The sequence below is a fragment of the Vibrio neonatus genome, from assembly GCF_024346975.1.
In the GTDB taxonomy this organism is placed as follows: domain Bacteria; phylum Pseudomonadota; class Gammaproteobacteria; order Enterobacterales; family Vibrionaceae; genus Vibrio; species Vibrio neonatus.
Genome location: NZ_AP024885.1, coordinates 645703 through 666391 on the forward strand (window position 1 = coordinate 645703; position 20689 = coordinate 666391).

Consider the following 20689-nt stretch of genomic DNA (forward strand, 5'->3'; position numbering starts at 1 on the left):
CTTGCCTAGCTTGCATTAAAGCTACCATAACCCATTGAAATATAATGTATATACTTCACATTTCGCATTCTTTTTTTACATAAAAACGAGCGTGCGTGTTATCACTTTTTAACAATGCGCGTTATCTTAGGAAGATAAACACTAATCCTATGATTAACAATCACTTATTAAATCTTGTGTCGGCAAAGCGAGACTGGGCTCTTGGCAAAACAAGCTATTTTCATACTCAACCCGAGTTCAATCCCAATAAACTGTATAAATTCACAAGAGTTGAATTCTAGATCGCCGAGCAAACTTGGTCATATAGTTGGATGGTTTGGCATAAGGAAAAGTAAGTCAAATGCCAAGTAGAATGTTGTGCAGAAAAACTAACTTAAAACATAAAGGGCAAAGATAAGTTAGCGCTAGTCGCCCCAACACGTCTCTGAATAAAAGTGAGTGTAGTGGTCAACAAATACCGGACACTATTTTAAGCCGATTTTCGGCAGTAACCGGCGAAACCCCATCATTTGCTTGATGTGGCCGCTGTCGATTGTAATAGTTCATCAGGTAATAGCTGATGTCTTTTTGGGCTTGGTTTTGGTTCATGTAACCAGTTGCCGGAATCCATTCTGTTTTCAGGCTTCTAAATAACCTTTCCATCGGCGCATTGTCCCAACAGTTTCCACGTCGGCTCATGCTTTGAGTCATTCGATATCGCCAGAGTCTTTGACGGAACTTGCGACTCCCGTATTGAACCCCTTGATCTGAGTGGAACATAACACCATCTGGTCGCCCTCGCTGTTCCCAAGCCATATCTAAAGCTTTAGTTGTTAAAGCTGAATCGGGTTTGTTGGATAGAGCCCAGCCGACAACTCGACGGCTATAAAGGTCTAGAACTACTGCCAAATATGCCCATCTTGAGCCTGACCAAATATAAGTAATATCACCACACCAAACTTGATTTGGAATGGTTACCGAGAATTCTCTTTTCAACAAATTCGGGATGTCTGGACGTTCTGTTTTAGCCGATTTATATCGATGGGAGCCGGGTTGTTTACTTGCTAAACAGGCCTCATGCATTAACTTCCGTACTTTAAATCGGCCAATTTTGATGCCTTCTGAGCGCAGCATAGACACAATCGTGCGACTTCCAGCAGAGCCACGACTAATGTTAAAAAGCTCTCTTATCCTGCTAGCAAGCCGAACACGATTAGCATCGGGTTTACGCTGTTTAAACTCGTAATAGCAAGATGTAGCTACATCAAAAAGCTCACATAACAACTTGACTGATTCATGCTCCCTTAAGTGATCAATCAACGAGAGCGTTCGAGCTCGTCCGACATTAAGAGAGCTGTGGCCTTTTTTAATATCGACTTTTCCCTCTCAAGTCGATTAATCCGGGCTTCTAACTCTTGGATTTTTATCTGCTCAGAAGTAAGCGCTTTGGCCGATGGGGTAATACCACCTCGCTCGATCTTAAGCTGTTCGATCCAGCGCCGTAAAACTGTTTCACCAACATCCATTGAGCGCGCCGCTTCGGGAACTGAGTAACCCTGATCAAGAACTAGGCATGCTGCATCCATTTTGAACTCAGAAGAAAATGTACGTCGTTGTCGTTTTGTCATTGAACACCTCATTAATTGTGGTGACTTTACCACCTAATTGGGTGTCCGGGATCATTAAACCACTACAGAGTTTGCTAACATCCTCTATCTGTAGTTAAAAAGAACAAACTTAAAAACTTACAGAGGACTAAAAAGGAACTCCTACGAGTTCCTTTTGGTATGAGCACCACCAAAGCACAATGCCTTGCACTTCATGGTCTTTCTTATATCTGTTAAACCAAGCTAATTATTGGTTTTTATTGATACTCAGTTGAGTTCCTGATTTGCAACGGAAAGTATAGTATCGGCGGCTTTCATTGAACTTTGACAGCCCTTCACCGGAACAATAATCCACGTTAATGTCGCGCATTATTTCTAATGTTTGCTGGTTATTTAAAGCAAACTTGGAGCCATCGGCGCAGATGATGCGCACTTTACCATCATCGCTGACAGAGTAGAGTGAAACTTCGGTGTTACATAATTCAAATGAAGCATCTAAATAATTGTCTTCTTGTGTGTTTTTATCGGCACAACCCCAAACAAACAGAGCTAACACGGCGCATACTATGAGTCGCATGAAACGACCTCCCTTATAAAATTAAGCATTCCTTTACGGTATCTTAGCCCTTAATTGACCATCTTAGCGTAGACAAACGCGTGCTAACGGTGTTTTTCTGGCGCTATTTCTGCTCAGTTAATGACGGAGATTGTTATAAGCATAATTGGGATACTCCAGAAAGCAAAAAAGCACTCGAATTGAGTGCTTTTGTCACTTGTTGCCTGACAAGTCATAGACGTAATTGTTCAGGCAATAGTTTGCGCAGTAGAAAAGAGTTACTTAACTTCTTCGCCTTTTGCTTGCATATCAGCATGGTACGATGAACGTACAAATGGGCCACAAGCGGCGTGGGTAAAGCCTAGTTCAAGCGCAATTTCTTTTAGCTCATCAAACTCTGCTGGTGGCACGTAACGCTCAACCGGAAGGTGATGGCGGCTTGGTGCAAGGTATTGACCTAGAGTAAGCATAGTGACGCCGTGCGCTCTAAGATCTTTAAGCACTTCAACGATCTCTTCTTTGGTTTCACCCAGTCCCATCATCAGTCCCGACTTAGTAGGAACATCTGGATGTTGCTGTTTGAATTTTTGTAGCAATTCTAAAGACCACTTGTAGTTAGCCCCAGGGCGAACTCGACGATACAGGCGTGGCGCTGTTTCAAGGTTGTGGTTGAACACATCAGGTGGGTTCAGTTTTAGCTCATCCAGTGCCTTATCCATACGACCGCGGAAATCAGGAACCAGAGTTTCAATACGAATATGTGGGCTAAGTTTGCGGATTTCAGCATTACAATCAGCAAAGTGTTTCGCACCACCATCACGTAGATCATCGCGATCTACAGAGGTAATAACCACGTACTTAAGCTTCATATCTTTGATAGTTTGAGCAAGTCTTTGTGGCTCATTGGCTTCAGGTGTTACCGGACGACCATGGGCAACATCACAGAAAGGACAACGACGAGTACAGATTGCACCCAAAATCATAAAGGTAGCAGTACCGTGGTTAAAACATTCAGCTAAGTTCGGGCATGAAGCCTCTTCACAAACTGAGTTCAAATTGTTTTTACGCATTGCAGACTTAATGTCTTGGATACGTTGACTATCGGCAGGTAGTTTGATCTTCATCCATTCAGGTTTGCGGAGCACTTCACTGCGCTCAACAGGTACTGTCTTGGTTGGGATCAGTGCCATTTTGTCTGCGTCACGGTATTTAACGCCTTTTTCCATTTGAATTGGTTTACTCATCGCTTTCTGCCATTTCTATTACGTCTGTGTACCCTAGTAGGACGCTGAGTTCCTTTACTAGAATACTTTGAATATTTGTACGTTGCTCTTCGGTGGTGAAGTCAGCAACCTGAGCCATTTCCAAGCCCGCATAACCACATGGATTAATGCGTAGGAAAGGAGAGAGATCCATATCGATATTTAAAGCAAGCCCATGGAAGGAGCAACCTTTACGGATCCTCAGTCCAAGTGAACAGATTTTCTTGCCGTCAACATAGACACCCGGCGCATCAGGACGAGCCGCAGACTGTATACCTAGCTTGGCTAGGGTCTGTATCACGATATCTTCAATATGTGTAACGAGTTTCCTCACACCTAAATTACGTCGACGTAGATTGAGTAGGAAATACACCACCATTTGACCGGGACCATGGTAGGTCACTTGTCCGCCACGATCACTTTTTACAACAGGGATGTCACCAGTATTGAGGAGGTGCTCCTCTTTACCTGCTTGACCTTGTGTAAAGACTGGGTTGTGTTCAACAATCCAAACCTGATCAACCGTATTTTCGTCACGTTCATCGGTAAATTGGTGCATTCGATCAAATACTGGCTCGTAGTCTTGACGGCCAAGATGGTGAATTTCCAATCGGTTTACCAATGAGAATGGCGTGGTAGTTTCTTGTTTTGCTATGTCGCTAGGCAATTCGTTATTTCCCTGAACCATCTATATCGATGTAGGCACATTACTAGCAAGTTGCTGCTATTTCTACTAGAAAAAGAGGATCTTGCTATATTTGTATGATTAAAGACCTGACTCAGATAAGTATCACTTAAAGATCAATAGCTTAGATATCGGTCAATAATAAGCTGTTAACTACTACTAAAGGACTACGCGTACGATTTCGATATCACTCAGCTCTTTATATAGGATTTCAACTTGTTCAATTGAAGTAGCAGTGATCGTTACAGAAATAGCGTTGTAAGTGCCTTTACCACTTGGCGTGATTGAAGGGCTGTAGTTGCCAGGAGCATGACGTTGGATAACTTCCAGCACTAGGTCTGGCAGTTCTGGTTTAGCATAACCCATTACTTTATAGGTAAATTTACACGGAAATTCCAACAGGTCTTTCAGTTTTGGCTGCTCTTGCATGGTTGCGACTCCAAATGAAAATGGTGTGAAAGGGTCATTCAAGGCGCGCATGTTACTTTGAATGAGCTAAAAACTCAATATGAGGTCGGGTTGGCTACATATCAAGCTAGCATCCAATAAAAAAGGAAGCCACTGATGCAGTAGCTTCCTTTTATGTCTCTTAGTACTTTATATTAGAACCAGCTGTTGAACAGCAGTACTAGGTAGTCAATCAGACGGCTAAATAGGCCACCTTCATTGACGTCTTCTAAAGAAAGTAGTGGGTATTGAGCAATGTCCTGACCATCAACTTGGTAGAATACGCGTCCAACTACATCGCCTTTCTTGATAGGTGCTTTAAGCTCTTTATCCAGTACGAAGCTTGCTTTTAGGTTTTTAGCTACGCCACGAGGAAGAGTCACGTATGTGTCTTCAGCTAGACCCAGTTTGACTGTGTCTTGGCTACCCATCCAGATTTTCTCTTCAGCGAACACTTCACCTTTTTTGTGAGGAGCAACGGTTTCAAAGAAACGGAATCCGTAGTTGAGCAGTTTTTTACTTTCTGCTTTACGAGCGTTAGAGCTCTTAGTCCCCATTACTACAGCAACCAGACGCATTTGTCCTTCTGTACCAGAGCTGACTAAGTTGTATCCTGCACCACTAGTGTGGCCAGTTTTGATACCATCAACGTTCATGCTCTTATCCCAAAGTAGACCGTTGCGGTTGTATTGGGTAATGCCGTTGTATGTGAATTGTTTTTGCGAGTAAATTGCGTATTCGTCTGGCACGTCACGAATCAATGCTTGGCCTAGTAGCGCCATATCGTAAGGTGTTGAGAATAAGCCATCGTTATCCAGACCATGAACATTCGCAAAGTGTGAATTTTTCATGCCGATAGATTTAGCCCATGCATTCATCAGATCAACAAACGCATCTTCAGAACCCGCAACGTGTTCAGCCATAGCCACACATGCATCGTTACCTGATTGTGTGATAATGCCGTGGTTTAGCTTATCAACAGTAACTGTGGTGCCCACTTCGATGAACATTTTTGATGAATCAGGAAAGTTCTTCGCCCATGCATTCTTGCTGACAACAACTTCATCATCTTTAGAGATGTTACCGCGTTTTAGCTCTTGGCCGATAACGTAGCTGGTCATCATCTTAGTTAAGCTCGCAGGGTGAAGCTTAGTGTTGGCTTCTTTTTGAGCGATGACTTTGCCTGAGTTGTAATCCATCAGCACGTAGCCCTTAGCTGCAATTTGCGGTGCATCAGGTAGTACTATTGGTGCTGCTTGCGACACTGCACTAAATGCAATTGACGCTATAGCACTCGTTACAGCAAGAGATTTGAGTGATTGGGTAATGTTTTTCATCTTTATTGTGTAATGTCCAAAGTGAAGGCAAAACTGTTTATATAGTAGCCAAATCAATAGTCTAAACCTAAACCAGAGATACGGCTACTATGCTCGCCAAAGAGTGATTTTTAATCCGTCTCTGAATGTACACCAATCGTAGTAATTAACTTATCATGCTAGCGGGTTAAAATGCTTGTAGCGGCATTTTGCCTACGCAATCTCTGATCACTTAATTACTGTGATTGATATTATTCAGCTTTGTGCTTTTTAATAAAAGCGCTCGGATGTCCATTTTTTTGTAGCTTCTCTAGAACTTCTTGCGCCTTCAAAGCGCTATCAATCGGGCCGATAAAAATTCTATTGATGCTATTGTTCTTTTCTACATAGCTAGGTTGCTTATACTCACTAGCAAGTTGATCTGATAACTTCTTCGATGAAGTGGCATTCCCAAGGCTTGCTACTTGAATGATGTAGCGAGGATGAGTATTCGACGTTTTGTTTCCATTGGGTTCTGGTTTGGTGGAGATATATTCAATCTCTACATTAGCCACACCGGTTTGTATTACCCCAAGCTTAGTCGCTGCTGCGTAACTCAGGTCAATAATTCGACCTTCATGGAAAGGGCCTCTATCGTTAACTCGCACGATAGCCGTCTTACCGTTATCTAAATTTTTTACTTTGACGTAACTAGGAATAGGCAGGTTTTTATGTGCAGCACTCATTGAGTACATGTCATAAGTTTCGCCGTTAGAGGTTAAATGGCCATGAAATTTCTTGCCATACCACGACGCTTTACCTTTCTCCTTAAAACCCTGCGGATTATTTATCACAGAATAGGATTTACCACGTACAGTGTAATCTTTGTTTCCACCTAAACTGTAAGGTTCATAGCGTGGAGTTGCATCTTCGATATGCTGTAATGTGATCGGTGAATCAGGTGCAACATCTTGTGATATTGCGTATCTATCATTATTTGAACCTGAACATCCAGCGAGGATCATCAGGGGAATAGCCAATATTAAATGTTTAAATAATTGCATTAATTTGCCTTTGAAAGCATTTTTCTATGGGTTTGAATAGACATCAAGATGCCAAAGCCGGCCATCAAGGTCACCATGGAAGTACCACCATAGCTGATTAAAGGCAGTGGAACGCCAACAACAGGTAAAATTCCGCTTACCATCCCCATGTTTACAAAAATATATACGAAGAAGCTTAGTACAATACTGCCTGCCATCATGCGACCAAAAGCGGTTTGTGCTTGGCTAGCAAGGTAAAGGCCGCGCCCAATAACAAACAGATAGATACAAAGTAGAGCACTTACACCAATTAAGCCCCATTCTTCGGCAATAACGGCAAAGATAAAGTCAGTATGGCGCTCGGGTAGAAATTCTAGCTGTGACTGAGTGCCATGCAGCCAGCCTTTGCCCATCAAACCGCCTGAACCAATGGCGATTTTACTTTGAATAATGTGGTAGCCCGCGCCAAGGGGATCGGACTCAGGGTTAAAAAGAGTCCGTACCCGAACTTTTTGATATTCCCGCATCAAGAAAAACCACAATATAGGGACAAATGCCCCGACCGCCAACGCCGCCGATAAAATGATTTTCCAGCTGATACCGGCTAGGAAAATAACAAAAATCCCTGAGGCCGCGATTAATATCGAGGTGCCTAAGTCCGGTTGTTTCGCAATTAAAATGGTCGGCAACATCACTAACACTAGTGAGGTGACTAACACTCTAAAGCTAGGAGGGAGTGGGCGGTTACCAATATAGCGTGCCACCATCAGTGGCACGGCAAGTTTCATTAATTCTGATGGCTGAAAGCGGATAAAGCCAAGGTTAAGCCAGCGCTGCGCCCCTTTGGAGGCTTCACCAAAGAAGATAACGCCTAATAGCAGAATCAAACCTCCAGTAAAGAGCAGTGGAGCAAGTGTTTCATAGGTTCTGGGCGTTATTTGCGCCATCACTACCATCACACTCAGAGCCAATAACATACGCATCATCTGGCGTTCCATCATGGCAAGGTTTTGACCGCTAGCGCTATACATGATGACAAGAGCACATCCCATCAAAACTAAGATGCCCAAGATTAAGGGGAGATCTAAGTGCATGCGCTCAAATAGAGAGCGGTTCTTGCCTGTTTCCGGATCTAGTTTCATTTGTCAGGCCCAATATAGTGAGAGTTTTTATCTAATAACATATGGTCAAATATCTGTCTTACTACAGGGGCGCCGTGACTTGAACCGCCACCGGCATTTTCCAGTACTACTGTTACCACAACTTTTGGGTTTTCATACGGAGCAAACCCTGTAAATAAGGCGTGATCGCGCAAGTGCTCGGCAATTTCATCAGCGTTGTATTTTTGGTCTTCGGCAAGACCAAATACTTGAGCAGTACCCGATTTACCCGCGCTTTTATATTGCAAACCGTAGAAGGCGCGACGTGCAGTGCCTCGTTTACCGTGGTTAACCAAATACATGCCGTGTTTAGCGATAGTCCAAAACTCTTTTTTAACCCCAGTAATTGGCGGATAAAGTTCTGGCTGTTTAAACTCTTCGACGGTTTTATTATCGTCTGTGCGATGAATGGTCGAGCGCAGTAACTGCGGCGCCATTACCTTGCCTTCATTGACCAACACTGAGGTTGCTTTCGCAATTTGTAAAGGCGTTGCCGTCCAATACCCTTGACCGATACCAACAGGGATGGTGTCACCTTGATACCAAGGGGTTTTGTGGCGAGATCTTTTCCATTCACGAGTCGGCATATTCGCTTTACTCTCTTCAAAGATATCGATGCCAGTGTAGTCACCAAATCCAAACTCTTGCATCCAAGTCGATATGCGGTCGATACCTAAATCATAAGCAACTTGGTAGAAGAAAGTATCCACTGATTCTTCAAGTGCTTTATTGACATCCACTACGCCGTGTCCCCAACGCAACCAATCCCTAAATGGGCGGGTTTTAGAATTAGGAATACGCCAGTATCCTGGATCATTACGAGTGGTTTTAGGGGTGATGACTTTTTCTTGTAATGCCGCCACCGCCATAAATGGTTTCACCGTAGAAGCGGGCGGATAAATACCAAGAGTCGCTCTATTTACCAGCGGGCGATTAATGTCGTTCAGTAGGGCGCGATAGTCGTTACCTGATATGCCATTAACAAAAGCATTCGGGTCGTAACTTGGACTAGAAACCATAGCCAGCACACCCTCGGTGTGAGGGTCGAGGATGACGGCGCTACCACGACGCTTATCCAATAACTTGAATAAATAGCTTTGCAATTTGATATCGATATTTAGAACAATGTCATTGCCAGGGATCGGTGGTTCATATTTTAAGGTGCGGATCACGCGACCTCGGCTGTTGACTTCCACTTCCTGATAACCGGGTTTACCGTGCAGGGTATCTTCGTAATAACGTTCAATACCTAACTTACCAATATCGTGTGTGGCGCGATATTCTTGCAGTTTTTCAGCGCGCGCGAGACGACGTAAATCACGGTCATTAATCCGAGATACGTAACCGAGTACATGCGTTAGAATTTCGCCGTAAGGATAAAAACGTTTTAGGGTCGCATTGACTTCTACACCGGGAAAATCTTGCTGATGCACCGAAAATATCGCTACTTGCTTTTCGGTTAGTTGATTGAGTAGCGGTACAGATTTAAAACGTCGCGTGCGTTTACGATCGCGTTCAAAGCGATGTATAGAATCTTCTGAAATAGGAAATAGCTTTTGCAGACGTTGAATGGTTTCATCCAGATCAGAGACTTTTTCTGGAGTGATCTCAAGGGAGAAAACAGGTCTGTTTTCCGCCAATACAATGCCGTTTCTGTCGTAAATTAAACCGCGGTTTGGCGCAATAGGCACAATCTTGATGCGGTTGTCATTAGAGCGGGTTTGATAATCTTTAAATTGGTTTACCTGAATGTGGTAAAGGTTGCCGATAAGTACGCCAATCAGAATTAAAATACCGATGAAAGCGACTAAAGCCCGATTACCAAATAATCGAGCTTCAAATTTATGATCTCTAAAGTGAGAGCGTTTACGCATCATGCTGGATTACTCACGATGATAAGGGTGGTTCGCGTTAACGCTCCAAGCTCGGTATAGGCTTTCGGCCATTACCACTCGCACCAGAGGGTGAGGGAGTGTTAAAGGGGAAAGTGACCAACTTTGTTCTGCGGCTGCTTTACACGCTGGCGCTAAACCTTCTGGTCCACCGATAAGAATAGAAACATCACGAGCATCGAGTTTCCAACGCTCCAACTGTTGTGCGAGTTGCGGAGTATCCCAAGGCTTGCCTGGAATATCTAAGGTCACAATTCGGTTTCCTTTAGGTACTGCCGCCAACATGGCTTCGCCTTCTTTTTGTAAGATGCGCGCAATGTCAGCGTTTTTACCTCGTTTACCAGCAGTGATCTCAATCAGTTCCAGAGGCATATCGTTGGGAAAACGACGCTTGTACTCATTAAAGCCTTCTTCTACCCATTTTGGCATTTTAGTGCCAACGGCAACGAGTTGGATTTTCACAGATTAACCCCAAAGTTTTTCTAGTTGATAAAGTTCGCGGTGTTCTTCTTGCATCACATGAATCATGGTAGATCCCATATCTACGACAACCCATTCGCCTTCAAGTTCACCATCCATACCTAAAGGTTCGACGCCGATCTTTTTCGCTTCACTGGCAACATGCTCTGCAATGGAGGAAACGTGGCGCTTAGAGGTGCCTGTGCAGATAATCATGTAATCAGTCACGCTAGATTTTCCTTGAACGTCTAGGGTTACGATTTGTTGTGCTTTTATATCGTCTGCTTTATCAGCCAAAAAGTCTTTTAATTCCTTGCCTTGCAATGCAGGCTCCTTATCAAATTGTCGTAGGTGGAAAGTATATCGCGCTTATATTATACCAATCGTACTAAATAACTGGTCATTATAGCTTGTTAAAATACTCGATAACGGCGTTAGAATTTTTGATTGTAGAATAACTACTTATCAAAAAATTCTGCCTTGTTCTCGAGCATTTTTCCTTCGCTATTTCTGAACACTTACTTAGTGTGATTGGTATTAAGCGTTTTGCGACATACTCATGTCGAGTGTTAATTGTGTCAGCATTGGCCATACGCTGGTGTCATAATCGGTTTTTGCTGTGTATTCGGCTTCTGCTAGAGTGCAGACCATCGAATACAAAGAGCGTGCAGTATGGCGATTAAGCGCTGCGGTATACAGTGGGCGCTTGTTGTTCCAAACGCGGTATTGGTCAAATACTTGCTGTAAACTTTTTTGATTCAATTGTTGCTTGTAGCTCATTAAAGTATTGAGCTCTTTTTGCAATGTGCGCAGTAAGATAACCGCTTCGATACCTTCACCGTGTAATTCACGCAAAATACGCTGGCTACGCTTGGCTTTTCCTTCAAGCATAGCGTCAATCCAGTTAAACGCCGTAAAGTGGTTATGTCTGCTCAGGGCTGATTCTATACGAATTAGCGTCAAGACTCCGTCAGGATAGAGTAAACAAAGCTTCTCTAAGCTCTGACTTAGGGCTAAAAGGTTCCCTTCATGCCATTGTGCCAGCATTTGCACCGCTTCTGCGTCGGGTTTTAGCCCTAATTTATGGCAGCGCTGCATGACAAACTGCGGTAAACGTTGTGCGTCAGGGGTTAAGCAACTGACCCATAAGCCGTTCGCATTGAGTGCTTTGAACCATTTGGTGTTTTCTTGCGCTTTGGTGAGCTTGCTTCCGATGACAATCAATATCACGTCAGGGTTGAGCATTTGCTGTAAATTCAGCAGCTCTTTACTGATGGTTTGATTAGTGCCTGATTCTGGTAGCTCAAGTTGCAGAATCTTTTTTTCAGCAAAAAGACTCATTGAGTTACAGGCATTAAAGATCTCATTCCAATCGGTTTGCGCGCTAATGGCAAAGCGGAAGGTTTCACTAAAACCTTGTGCTTTGCCGCTTTGTTCGATTTGATTTTGAGACTCTTGCACTAAAAGAGCTTCACCACCAAACACAAGATACACAGGGTGTAACTCTCTTTGTAAAGTGTTCTCTAGTTTGTCAGCAAAGATACGCATGATAACTGTCTACTCCGCAGCAGGCGTTTCAGCCTCTGTGGTTGTCGTATCAGTGGTTGCTGTTTCTGTCGCGCTAGTCTCAGTAGCTGAAGATGAATCATCCGTTTTACTTTCGTCGGTTGCGCTTGGTTGCGGTTTAACCGGTGCAGGATCAGATTTCTCAAATTCAGCTTCTAATGAAATTTGATCTTTTTTCTGCAAAGAAGGGTCAACGACCATACCTTCTTCATTCACTTCTAGTTGTTGTGAATCTTCATTATCAAGGCTATTGCGTAGACGTGCTAGCTGTCGAATGATTTGTCGAGAGGCTTGCTTACGCATTTCATTTTCTAGCATTTCTTGCTCTACCGACTTTGCCAAAGCGGTGAGTGGGTTATCTAGATAGCTGCGGCTTACTTGAGTCGTAAAGGTTCGAGAATAGACTTCAGGTACAATAACTCGGTAAGTGACCACCAGTTTGATCTCTTTTTCGGCCGCGCGGCTGTTTTGGTATAGAGAAAGTGTGCGATCACTGATGCTTTCTGATAACAGGTGCAGGTTCGTGACATTGGCGGCAGGAGTCACAAGATCAATGTCGTTGTTTCTGAGCTCAGTGGTGACATCACGGGTTAATCGAGAATAATCGTCGTAACTGGTAAGGGACATGGCACCTACTTCTTCAGGAACTAGGTAATTGCCACGTAAATGAAAACCACACCCACTGAGTAGTGATGCAAACAGTAGAGCAATAGCTAGACGTAAATAGGGTAGGCGTGCAATTTGAATCAAAAGAATACTCTCTACAGGAAGTTCGGTTTTTATGGTGCTTCTCTAAATATAAAGCGAGTTAAAAAGCACTATAAAAAACGAAGTGTGAGGGCGCAATTATTCGCCCTCACACTAAGGTTAGATTAGTTTGCTACAATATTCAGCAACTTACCTGGTACGTAGATCACTTTACGCACAGTTTTATCTTCAATGAATTTAACCACGTTTTCATCGTTTAGGCCCAGTTCTTCAACTTGCTCTTTTGATGCGTCTGCAGCAACGGTTAGTTTGGCGCGAAGTTTACCGTTTACTTGAACAACGATCAGTTTTTCGTCTTCTACTAACGCTTTTTCATCAAAGGTTGGCCATTGCGCGTGATCGATATCGCTGCCACCTAATGCTGTCCACATTTCAAAGCTGATGTGCGGAGTGATTGGGTAAAGCATAGTCACAACCGCTTTAAGTGCTTCGTCTAGGATAGCGCGATCTTGAGCTGATGCTTGTGGCGCTTTCGCCAGTTTGTTCATCAGTTCCATGATAGCGGCAATCGCTGTGTTGAAGGTTTGACGACGTGCAACGTCATCGGTCACTTTAGCAATGGTTTTGTGTACATCACGACGCAGTGCTTTTTGCTCAGAAGAAAGCGCTTTAGCGTCTACTGCTTCAGCTGCGCCTTGTGCAGAGTGCTCACGAACCAGTTTCCAAACACGTTTCAAGAAGCGGTTAGCCCCTTCAACGCCAGATTCTTGCCACTCAAGAGTCATGTCAGCAGGAGAGGCAAACATCATGAATAGACGTACTGTATCTGCGCCGTATTTGTTAACCATCTCTTGTGGGTCGATACCGTTGTTTTTCGACTTAGACATTTTGATCATGCCTGAGTGTTCAACGTCGCGGCCTTGCGTATCTACAGCTTTTTCAATGCGGCCTTTACCGTCACGCTCAACAGTCACATCAGTGGGTGCGATCCACTCTTTAGTGCCTTTTTCGTTAGTGTGGTAGAAAGCATCTGCCAATACCATACCTTGACAAAGCAGTTGCTTGAACGGTTCGTCTGAAGTGACGTAGCCCGCATCACGCAATAGTTTGTGGAAGAAGCGCGAGTACAATAGGTGCATACAAGCGTGTTCGATACCACCAACGTATTGATCAACAGGTAGCCAGTAGTTGGCTTTTTCTGGATCTAGAATATCGTCAGCTTGTGGTGAACAGTAACGTGCGTAGTACCAAGATGATTCCATGAAGGTATCAAAAGTATCGGTTTCACGCAGTGCAGGTTCACCATTGAATGTGGTTTTAGCCCATTCTAAATCAGCTTTAATTGGGCTAGTTACGCCGTCCATTACTACATCTTCTGGCAGGATTACTGGCAGTTGATCAGCAGGAACAGGGTGAACTTCACCGTCTTCTGTAGTGACCATTGGGATTGGCGCACCCCAGTAACGTTGACGAGATACGCCCCAGTCACGTAGACGGAAGTTAACGGTTTTAGTGCCTTTACCTTCTGACTCTAGTTTAGCTGCGATAGCATCAAATGCGGCTTGGAATTCAAGGCCGTCAAATTCGCCTGAATCAAACAGTACACCTTTTTCAGTGTAAGCTTCTTCAGAGATATTAAGCTCAGAACCATCGGCTGGTTTGATCACTGGGATGATGTCTAGACCGTATTTAGTAGCAAATTCGTAGTCACGTTGATCGTGTGCAGGAACCGCCATTACAGCGCCTGTGCCGTAATCCATTAGGACAAAGTTAGCCACGTAAACTGGAACTTCACGGCCGTTCAATGGGTGAATAGCAGTAAGGCCAGTCGCCATACCTTTCTTCTCCATTGTCGCCAGTTCAGCTTCGGCTACTTTCGTGTTGCGACACTCATCAATGAAAGCGGCAAGCTCAGGGTTAGTTTGAGCAGCGATATCAGCCAGAGGGTGACCTGCTGCGATGCCCACGTACGTTACACCCATAAGAGTGTCAGGACGAGTGGTGTACACCTCTAAGTCTTGTTGACCTTTAACTTCAAATTTAAGTTCAACACCTTCAGAGCGACCAATCCAGTTGCGTTGCATGGTTTTTACCATGTCAGGCCAACCGTCAAGGTTGTCTAGATCATCAAGTAGCTCTTGTGCGTACTCAGTGATTTTAATAAACCATTGTGGGATTTTTTTCTGTTCAACAGGGGTGTCACAACGCCAGCAGCAGCCGTCTTCAACTTGTTCGTTTGCTAGAACCGTTTTATCGTTTGGACACCAGTTAACAGATGAAGTCTTCTTGTACACTAGGCCTTTTTCGTACAGCTTAGTGAAGAACTCTTGTTCCCAGCGGTAGTATTCTGGAGTACAAGTGGCAAATTCACGGTTCCAGTCATAACCAAAGCCAAGTAGCTTAAGTTGGTTTTTCATGTACTCAATGTTTTCGTAAGTCCATGGCGCTGGAGCTGTGTTGTTCTTAACAGCAGCGTTTTCTGCTGGTAGACCAAAAGCATCCCAACCAATTGGCTGCATCACGTTTTTACCTTGCAGGCGTTGGAAACGAGATACTACATCACCAATGGTGTAGTTACGCACATGGCCCATGTGGAGACGACCACTTGGGTAAGGGAACATTGAAAGACAGTAAAATTTTTCTTTGCTTGAGTCTTCAGTTACAACAAACGTTTTGTTGCTGTCCCAGTGCTGTTGAACTTTCTGTTCAATATCTTGCGGGTTGTATTGTTCTTGCATGGACGCTATCCGTTTTCTAGGAAACTATTAGAACGATTAAAATCGTGCATTAGAGATCCGCTTAGAATACCTAATGCAGCCAAAAGCAACAACCACAAAGCTAGCTTTAAACGAGGATATTTGCGTTTATGCGTCTCGATGACTGACTGTTGTGACAATTTTAGTCTGTTAGATACTGCTTAGGCTAAGTTCTGGAAAAAGGGCATTCGGCAGAATGTAAAACTTTAGCTAAGGGTTTACGATGAATTTTAGGGAAGTGTTTGAGGGTATAGCGCAAGATGCTTTTTAGAAAATAGCTTTAAATAATAATGACATAGTCATTTATTTTTTGAAAACTGTGAGTGGCACGACCTTTGTCTTAATCTACAGAGACTAAAATAATGGTATTCAAAAGGTATTTTTAGTGGTTATCTATTGTCATTAGATCGTCATAGAAAAGGAGTTGGTATGCCAAAACGCCAATTAGGATATGAAAAGTTATTGTCGAACGTTGTTGAAACTCTGAAAAACAGCCCAGAAGAAATTAACAACGTGATTGCCACTTCAGAGAAAGTTGTGGAAGCGGCCAATGACATGACAAAAGACGAACTCGCACTTGTTTCTGCCTATGTGAAATCGGATTTGCAAGAATTTGCCAACAGCTTTGAAGAAAGTAAATCAGGGCCTTTCTATCTCACCATCGCCAATACTCTTTGGCAATCACTTTCAGATATTACTGATAAAACCAAAGTTGAGTGGGTCGAGTTCTTTAAAGACTTAGATCATCAAGGTGTGTACAAAAGCGGTGAGTTGATTGGGCTTGGTGTGCTTGTGTGTGAAAAATGTGGGCATAAAACAACTTACAATCACCCCACTGAGATTATTGCGTGTACTCAGTGTGGGCACGATGAGTTCACTCGTTTGCCTCTGAAACCTTAGATTCGAGTGTTTAAGTGCTAAGTGCTAAGTGCTAAGTGCTAGGTCAGCATTTCAAATTAAAAAGGCTAAGCGGATCATACCACTTAGCCTTTATTTTTAACCCTGTTCTTACTTGGATTGCCGCTATTTCAACTTACTGTGTTTCATTCTAAACAGTGCAATCAGCATAATCACCAATACCAATACTTTCAGTGGTAGACCACCAAATTGAACATACGGCGTTTTGCCATTTGTCGGTACGACGCTAGTGCGCAATACGTCTTCTTTAAACTGCGGAAGCTCAGCGGTTATCTTGCCTTTGTAATTCACAACCGCAGTCACGCCATTGTTGGTCGAGCGAATGACTGGCATACCAAATTCTAAGGCTCGCATACGCGCTATTGCCATATGTTGCAGTGGGCCAATAGAGTCACCAAACCAAGCATCATTTGATAGAGTTAGGATGTAATCCGTATCATTGGTGATGTTGTCTCGCAACTGCTGACCAAAGATGATTTCATAACACAGCGCGACCACCATATGTGCGCCATGTGCCACGATATTATTTTGAATGTAATCGCCACGATTAAAAGAAGACATTGGCAGATTAAAAAACGGTGCCAGTGGTCTTAGAAAATCTTCAAAAGGAACAAACTCACCAAACGGTAATAAGTGATGCTTGTAGTAGTGTGGCTGAGTCACATAGTCATAGTCACCGGATGGCGTTACGCCTAGGGTAGTGACACTGTTGTAATAAGTTTGCTGACCTTCTTGAGTTAACACCCCAGTAATTACCGCTGAATCATTCATACGCGCGGCTTTATCTAGGCTCTTCATAAACTCAGTCACTTCCCCTTCAAAAGCAGGAATCGCCGCTTCTGGCCAAATGATAATATCGGCATCCCAGTTTTGGCGGGTATGGTCCATATACATCATGATGGTTGGCCAGCGATGACTAGGTAGCCATTTAGTTTCTTGCTGAACATTGCCTTGGATAAGCGCCACGCTTTGAGTGCGGCTGTTATCAGGAGTGACCCAATGTGCAAAATAACTCAGAGTACAAACTGCAAATAATGCCACTGGCACCCATAGTTGTTTCCAGTCTTTGCGGATAATGGCCAGTGCTGCACTGCTGGATATAGCAACAATGATCATGCTGACAAAATCAACCCCAGCAATAGGCGCAAGCCCTGCAATCGGCGCGTCGATTTGGCTATAGCCTAACAGTAACCATGGGAAACCAGTAAAGACCCAACCACGCAACCAATCACAAATCAGCCAAAGGGCAGGGGCTACTAATAACGCGCCAAACCAATTCTTGTTGGCTTTAAAGCGAGTAAATAGTGCGCCGAACAGTGCTGAGTAGATAGCCAAATAGCCGACCAGCATACTCATAAGGAATACACTGGCAATCTTTGGCATACCACCGAAGGTATCTATGCTGACGTGAACCCAACTGATGCCTGTGGCAAAAAGGCCAAGTCCCCATAAGTAGCCAAGTAAGGCAGAATAGCGCCATGATTGACCACTGAGTAATAAAAACAGCAGTAATGGGCTAATGTATGCCAAAGGCCACATGTTATAAGGGGCAAAGGAAAGCGTGGTGCTAGCGCCAACAAAAACGGCCGCAAGCGGCCGCATTAGGCGATGAGTCATCAATGATTTCATCTTAATATTTGAGTCTGTTCCCTAGAGGTTACAGCTTGTCCAAGAGTCGGCGATTATTCGCTGTGATCTTTTTCAGACACTTTGTCTGGGACAGTAACCTGGAGTTGAATAATACGACGGTTGTCAGCAGCAGTAACCTTAAAGGTGTACTCATCGATTTCGACAATTTCGCCTCGGCTTGGTAAATGACCAAATTGGGTCATAATCAAGCCACCTACAGTATCCACTTCTTCATCGCTGAAGGTAGTGCCAAAGGTATCATTGAATTCTTCAATAGTGGTCAGGGCTTTGACAGCAAAAGTGTGTTTACTTAGCTGACGGATTTCTAGCTCTTCTTCATCGTCAAATTCATCTTCAATCTCGCCGACTATCTCTTCAAGAATATCTTCGATAGTCAGTAATCCTGATACGCCACCAAATTCGTCTACTACAATCGCCATATGATAGCGTTCTTCACGGAACTCTTTGAGTAAGCGGTCAACACGTTTACTTTCAGGGACAACAACCGCAGTACGGATAACCTGCTCAATGTCGAAAGGTGCACTGTCAGATCCAAGATATTTCAATAGATCTTTAGCCAGTAAAATGCCTTCGACATGGTCTTTGTCTTCGCTGATTACTGGGTAGCGTGAGTGCTGTGCGTCAGTAATAAGATTGACTAAGGTATCAAGATCATCGGTGCGTTCAACGGTCACCATTTGTGAACGAGGGATCATAATATCTCGAACTCTTTGTTCAGATATTTCCATAACACCTTCGAGCATATCTCTAGTGTCATGATCGATCAGATCGTTTTCTTCGGAGTCACGGATGACATCGACGAGTTCTTGACGGTCTTTAGGATCCACTTGAAAAAGATGGATTAGACGTTCAAAGAAGGATTTCCTACTCGGACCTTCTGATTTTTCCTTTGAACCCTCTTTAGAGGGCGAATTGTCTTCGCTGTTCATTGTCTCTCAACGGTTGGCGCTATCAGATGTGTAATAGCTCACTGTAACTTAGCTAAAAGTTACTCTTTTTCTGCTAGATAAGGGTCTTCAAACCCTAATCCTTGCATAATTTCAGTCTCTAAAGACTCCATTTCCTCAGCTTCATCATCTTGGATATGGTCGTAGCCTAGTAGGTGTAAACTACCATGTACCGCCATATGAGCCCAGTGTGCAAGCAGTGGCTTTTGCTGTTGAACAGCTTCATCTTCAACCACTTGCTTGCAAATGACAAGATCTCCAAGCAAATTAATTTCAACTTCTGGAGGTGCTTCAAATGGGAAAGATAACACGTTTGTTGGTTTATCTTTGCCACGATAATCGTGGTTAAGCTGGTGGCTTTCTTCCACTTCGACAATACGTATGGTTAGCTCAGCATCTGGTTGAAACTGGGTAATCGTGTATTCGAGCCAAGATTGAAAATCTTGCTCTGAGGGTAATTGACTGTCATCTTCGACAGCCAATTGTAGATCCAGATAAATGGCCATTTATTTATTTACCAATTGTGATTGTTGCTGAGAATGAACGGCCGCTTCAGCGACGAGCTTAGCTTCTCGTTCTTCACGCTCTTGGCGACGACGTTGTTCGATTGCCTTTTTCTCTTTTTGATCTTGAACTTCCCATTTTTCATATGCGTTCACAATGCGAGCCACAACAGGGTGACGAACCACATCATCGGCAATGAAGAAATTAAAGCTAATGTCGTTCACATCAGAAAGCACTTCGATAGCATGACGCAGGCCTGATTTAGCCCCGCGAGGCAAATCGATTTGCGTAACATCTCCGGTGATGACGGCTCGAGAATTAAAGCCGATACGAGTCAAAAACATCTTCATTTGTTCAATGGTGGTGTTTTGGCTTTCATCCAAAATAATGAACGCATCATTTAATGTACGACCACGCATATACGCCAGTGGTGCCACTTCGATAACGTTACGCTCAATCAGCTTTTCTACACGCTCAAAACCGAGCATTTCAAATAAAGCATCGTAAAGAGGGCGCAGATATGGGTCGACCTTTTGGCTTAAATCACCTGGCAGGAAGCCCAGTTTTTCACCGGCTTCTACCGCAGGGCGAGTCAGCAAAATACGTCGGATTTCTTGACGCTCAAGAGCATCTACTGCTGCAGCAACGGCTAGGTAAGTTTTACCTGTACCGGCAGGGCCGACACCAAAGGTGATGTCGTGAGTGACCATATTCATTAAATACTGCGCCTGATTTGGCGTGCGAGGTTTAATCACCCCTTTTTTCGTTTTAATGAACACTTCTTTGCCGTGGGCAAATTCGGCTTCGGCCGCTTGCTCTAATACGCCACTTTCTTTTACTTCAAGGTGGATTTGCTCTGGTTCAATATCTGGGATATTGCCGCGAACAGGTGCCGTTTGAACATAAAGTCTTTTGACGATATCAAGCGCCGCAGAGGCGGTATGAGGCTGGCCGACGATAGAAAAGTGGTTGCCACGATAGTTGATTTCAACGCCAAGACGACGTTCTAGATGTTTGATGTTGTCATCAAAAGGGCCACAAAGGCTAGAAAGACGGTGGTTGTTTGCTGGTTCTAGATCGATCTCTAGGGTAACAATTTTATTGCTCAATTGTGCCTCACATTCGCTGAACTAAAAGAGCCTAAATAGGCTCTTTTAGTATAGCTTGAGTGCTTTACCAACCGAAATAAAAATCTGTCATTGTTTTGAGTTGATCAACTCGAAACTCGAATCAGGGTGATTATTTCGTTTAGTCT

At 43.7% G+C, this 20689-nt stretch carries 18 protein-coding genes and 1 pseudogene; 1 reads left to right on the forward strand and 18 read right to left on the reverse strand.

Features of this window, described 5'->3' with window-relative positions; all coding sequences use genetic code 11:
* Window positions 1–447: 447 nt before the first annotated feature.
* The 14 genes and pseudogenes from OCU38_RS03065 to leuS all read right to left on the reverse strand — a co-directional run bounded on the left by OCU38_RS03065 (window position 448) and on the right by leuS (window position 15397).
* A protein-coding gene (locus tag OCU38_RS03065) for an IS3 family transposase (protein ID WP_261823703.1) occupies window positions 448–1607 on the reverse strand; the annotation gives its coding sequence in 2 pieces (ribosomal slippage) (window positions 448–1349 and window positions 1349–1607; 1161 coding nt in all).
* A 226-nt stretch (window positions 1608–1833) separates the two neighbouring features.
* Window positions 1834–2163, reverse strand: coding sequence for a hypothetical protein (locus OCU38_RS03070; protein ID WP_261823704.1), 330 nt, complete (start codon window positions 2161–2163; stop codon window positions 1834–1836).
* A 257-nt stretch (window positions 2164–2420) separates the two neighbouring features.
* The gene (gene lipA / locus OCU38_RS03075) at window positions 2421–3386 is read right to left on the reverse strand and encodes a lipoyl synthase (protein WP_261823705.1); all 966 of its coding nucleotides are present in this window, start codon (window positions 3384–3386) and stop codon (window positions 2421–2423) included.
* Complete coding sequence (lipB, locus tag OCU38_RS03080; protein ID WP_261824225.1) at window positions 3379–4026, reverse strand: lipoyl(octanoyl) transferase LipB; 648 nt, start codon at window positions 4024–4026, stop codon at window positions 3379–3381. The genes lipA and lipB overlap by 8 nt, the downstream gene beginning before the upstream one ends.
* A gap of 222 nt (window positions 4027–4248) precedes the next feature.
* Window positions 4249–4518 (reverse strand): DUF493 family protein YbeD, encoded by a 270-nt coding sequence (gene ybeD, locus OCU38_RS03085; RefSeq protein WP_261823706.1) that lies wholly within the window; start codon window positions 4516–4518, stop codon window positions 4249–4251.
* Between the two features lie 173 nt (window positions 4519–4691).
* Window positions 4692–5792: pseudogene (locus OCU38_RS03090) on the reverse strand (serine hydrolase); the annotation flags it as partial.
* 311 nt (window positions 5793–6103) lie between these two features.
* Window positions 6104–6895, reverse strand: coding sequence for a septal ring lytic transglycosylase RlpA family protein (locus OCU38_RS03095; protein WP_261823708.1), 792 nt, complete (start codon window positions 6893–6895; stop codon window positions 6104–6106).
* Window positions 6895–8016 (reverse strand): rod shape-determining protein RodA, encoded by a 1122-nt coding sequence (gene rodA, locus OCU38_RS03100; RefSeq protein WP_152821574.1) that lies wholly within the window; start codon window positions 8014–8016, stop codon window positions 6895–6897. Before rodA ends, OCU38_RS03095 begins: the two co-directional genes overlap by 1 nt.
* Window positions 8013–9911 carry a penicillin-binding protein 2 gene (gene mrdA / locus OCU38_RS03105; protein WP_261823709.1) on the reverse strand — a complete coding sequence of 633 codons (1899 nt, stop codon included), beginning with the start codon at window positions 9909–9911 and terminating at the stop codon, window positions 8013–8015. Before mrdA ends, rodA begins: the two co-directional genes overlap by 4 nt.
* A 6-nt stretch (window positions 9912–9917) precedes the next feature.
* Window positions 9918–10388 (reverse strand): 23S rRNA (pseudouridine(1915)-N(3))-methyltransferase RlmH, encoded by a 471-nt coding sequence (gene rlmH, locus OCU38_RS03110; RefSeq protein WP_021713981.1) that lies wholly within the window; start codon window positions 10386–10388, stop codon window positions 9918–9920.
* Window positions 10389–10391: 3 nt separating this feature from the next.
* Complete coding sequence (gene rsfS / locus OCU38_RS03115) at window positions 10392–10709, reverse strand: ribosome silencing factor (RefSeq protein WP_152821578.1); 318 nt, start codon at window positions 10707–10709, stop codon at window positions 10392–10394.
* Window positions 10710–10922: 213 nt separating this feature from the next.
* Window positions 10923–11933 (reverse strand): DNA polymerase III subunit delta, encoded by a 1011-nt coding sequence (gene holA / locus OCU38_RS03120; RefSeq protein WP_261823710.1) that lies wholly within the window; start codon window positions 11931–11933, stop codon window positions 10923–10925.
* A 9-nt stretch (window positions 11934–11942) separates the two neighbouring features.
* Window positions 11943–12698: an LPS-assembly lipoprotein LptE gene (locus OCU38_RS03125; RefSeq protein WP_390625252.1), complete on the reverse strand. Its 756-nt coding sequence runs from the start codon at window positions 12696–12698 to the stop codon at window positions 11943–11945.
* A 125-nt stretch (window positions 12699–12823) separates the two neighbouring features.
* Window positions 12824–15397 carry a leucine--tRNA ligase gene (gene leuS / locus OCU38_RS03130; RefSeq protein ID WP_261823712.1) on the reverse strand — a complete coding sequence of 858 codons (2574 nt, stop codon included), beginning with the start codon at window positions 15395–15397 and terminating at the stop codon, window positions 12824–12826.
* 447 nt (window positions 15398–15844) lie between these two features.
* Here leuS and OCU38_RS03135 point away from each other — a divergent pair, with 447 nt between their 5' ends.
* Window positions 15845–16315, forward strand: coding sequence for a zinc ribbon-containing protein (locus OCU38_RS03135; RefSeq protein ID WP_261823713.1), 471 nt, complete (start codon window positions 15845–15847; stop codon window positions 16313–16315).
* A gap of 123 nt (window positions 16316–16438) precedes the next feature.
* Here the strand turns inward: OCU38_RS03135 and lnt are convergent, their stop codons facing one another.
* The 4 genes from lnt to OCU38_RS03155 all read right to left on the reverse strand — a co-directional run bounded on the left by lnt (window position 16439) and on the right by OCU38_RS03155 (window position 20543).
* Window positions 16439–17950, reverse strand: a complete 1512-nt coding sequence (gene lnt / locus OCU38_RS03140; RefSeq protein ID WP_261823714.1) for an apolipoprotein N-acyltransferase — start codon at window positions 17948–17950, stop codon at window positions 16439–16441.
* 65 nt (window positions 17951–18015) lie between these two features.
* Window positions 18016–18912 carry a CNNM family magnesium/cobalt transport protein CorC gene (corC, locus tag OCU38_RS03145; protein WP_023405681.1) on the reverse strand — a complete coding sequence of 299 codons (897 nt, stop codon included), beginning with the start codon at window positions 18910–18912 and terminating at the stop codon, window positions 18016–18018.
* A 59-nt stretch (window positions 18913–18971) separates the two neighbouring features.
* Entirely contained in the window at window positions 18972–19436 is a 465-nt protein-coding gene (ybeY, locus tag OCU38_RS03150; protein ID WP_023405680.1) for an rRNA maturation RNase YbeY, read from the reverse strand.
* A complete protein-coding gene (locus OCU38_RS03155; protein WP_021713990.1) occupies window positions 19437–20543 on the reverse strand; it encodes a PhoH family protein in 1107 nt (368 codons plus the stop codon). It abuts the gene before it with no gap.
* Window positions 20544–20689 lie beyond the last annotated feature (146 nt).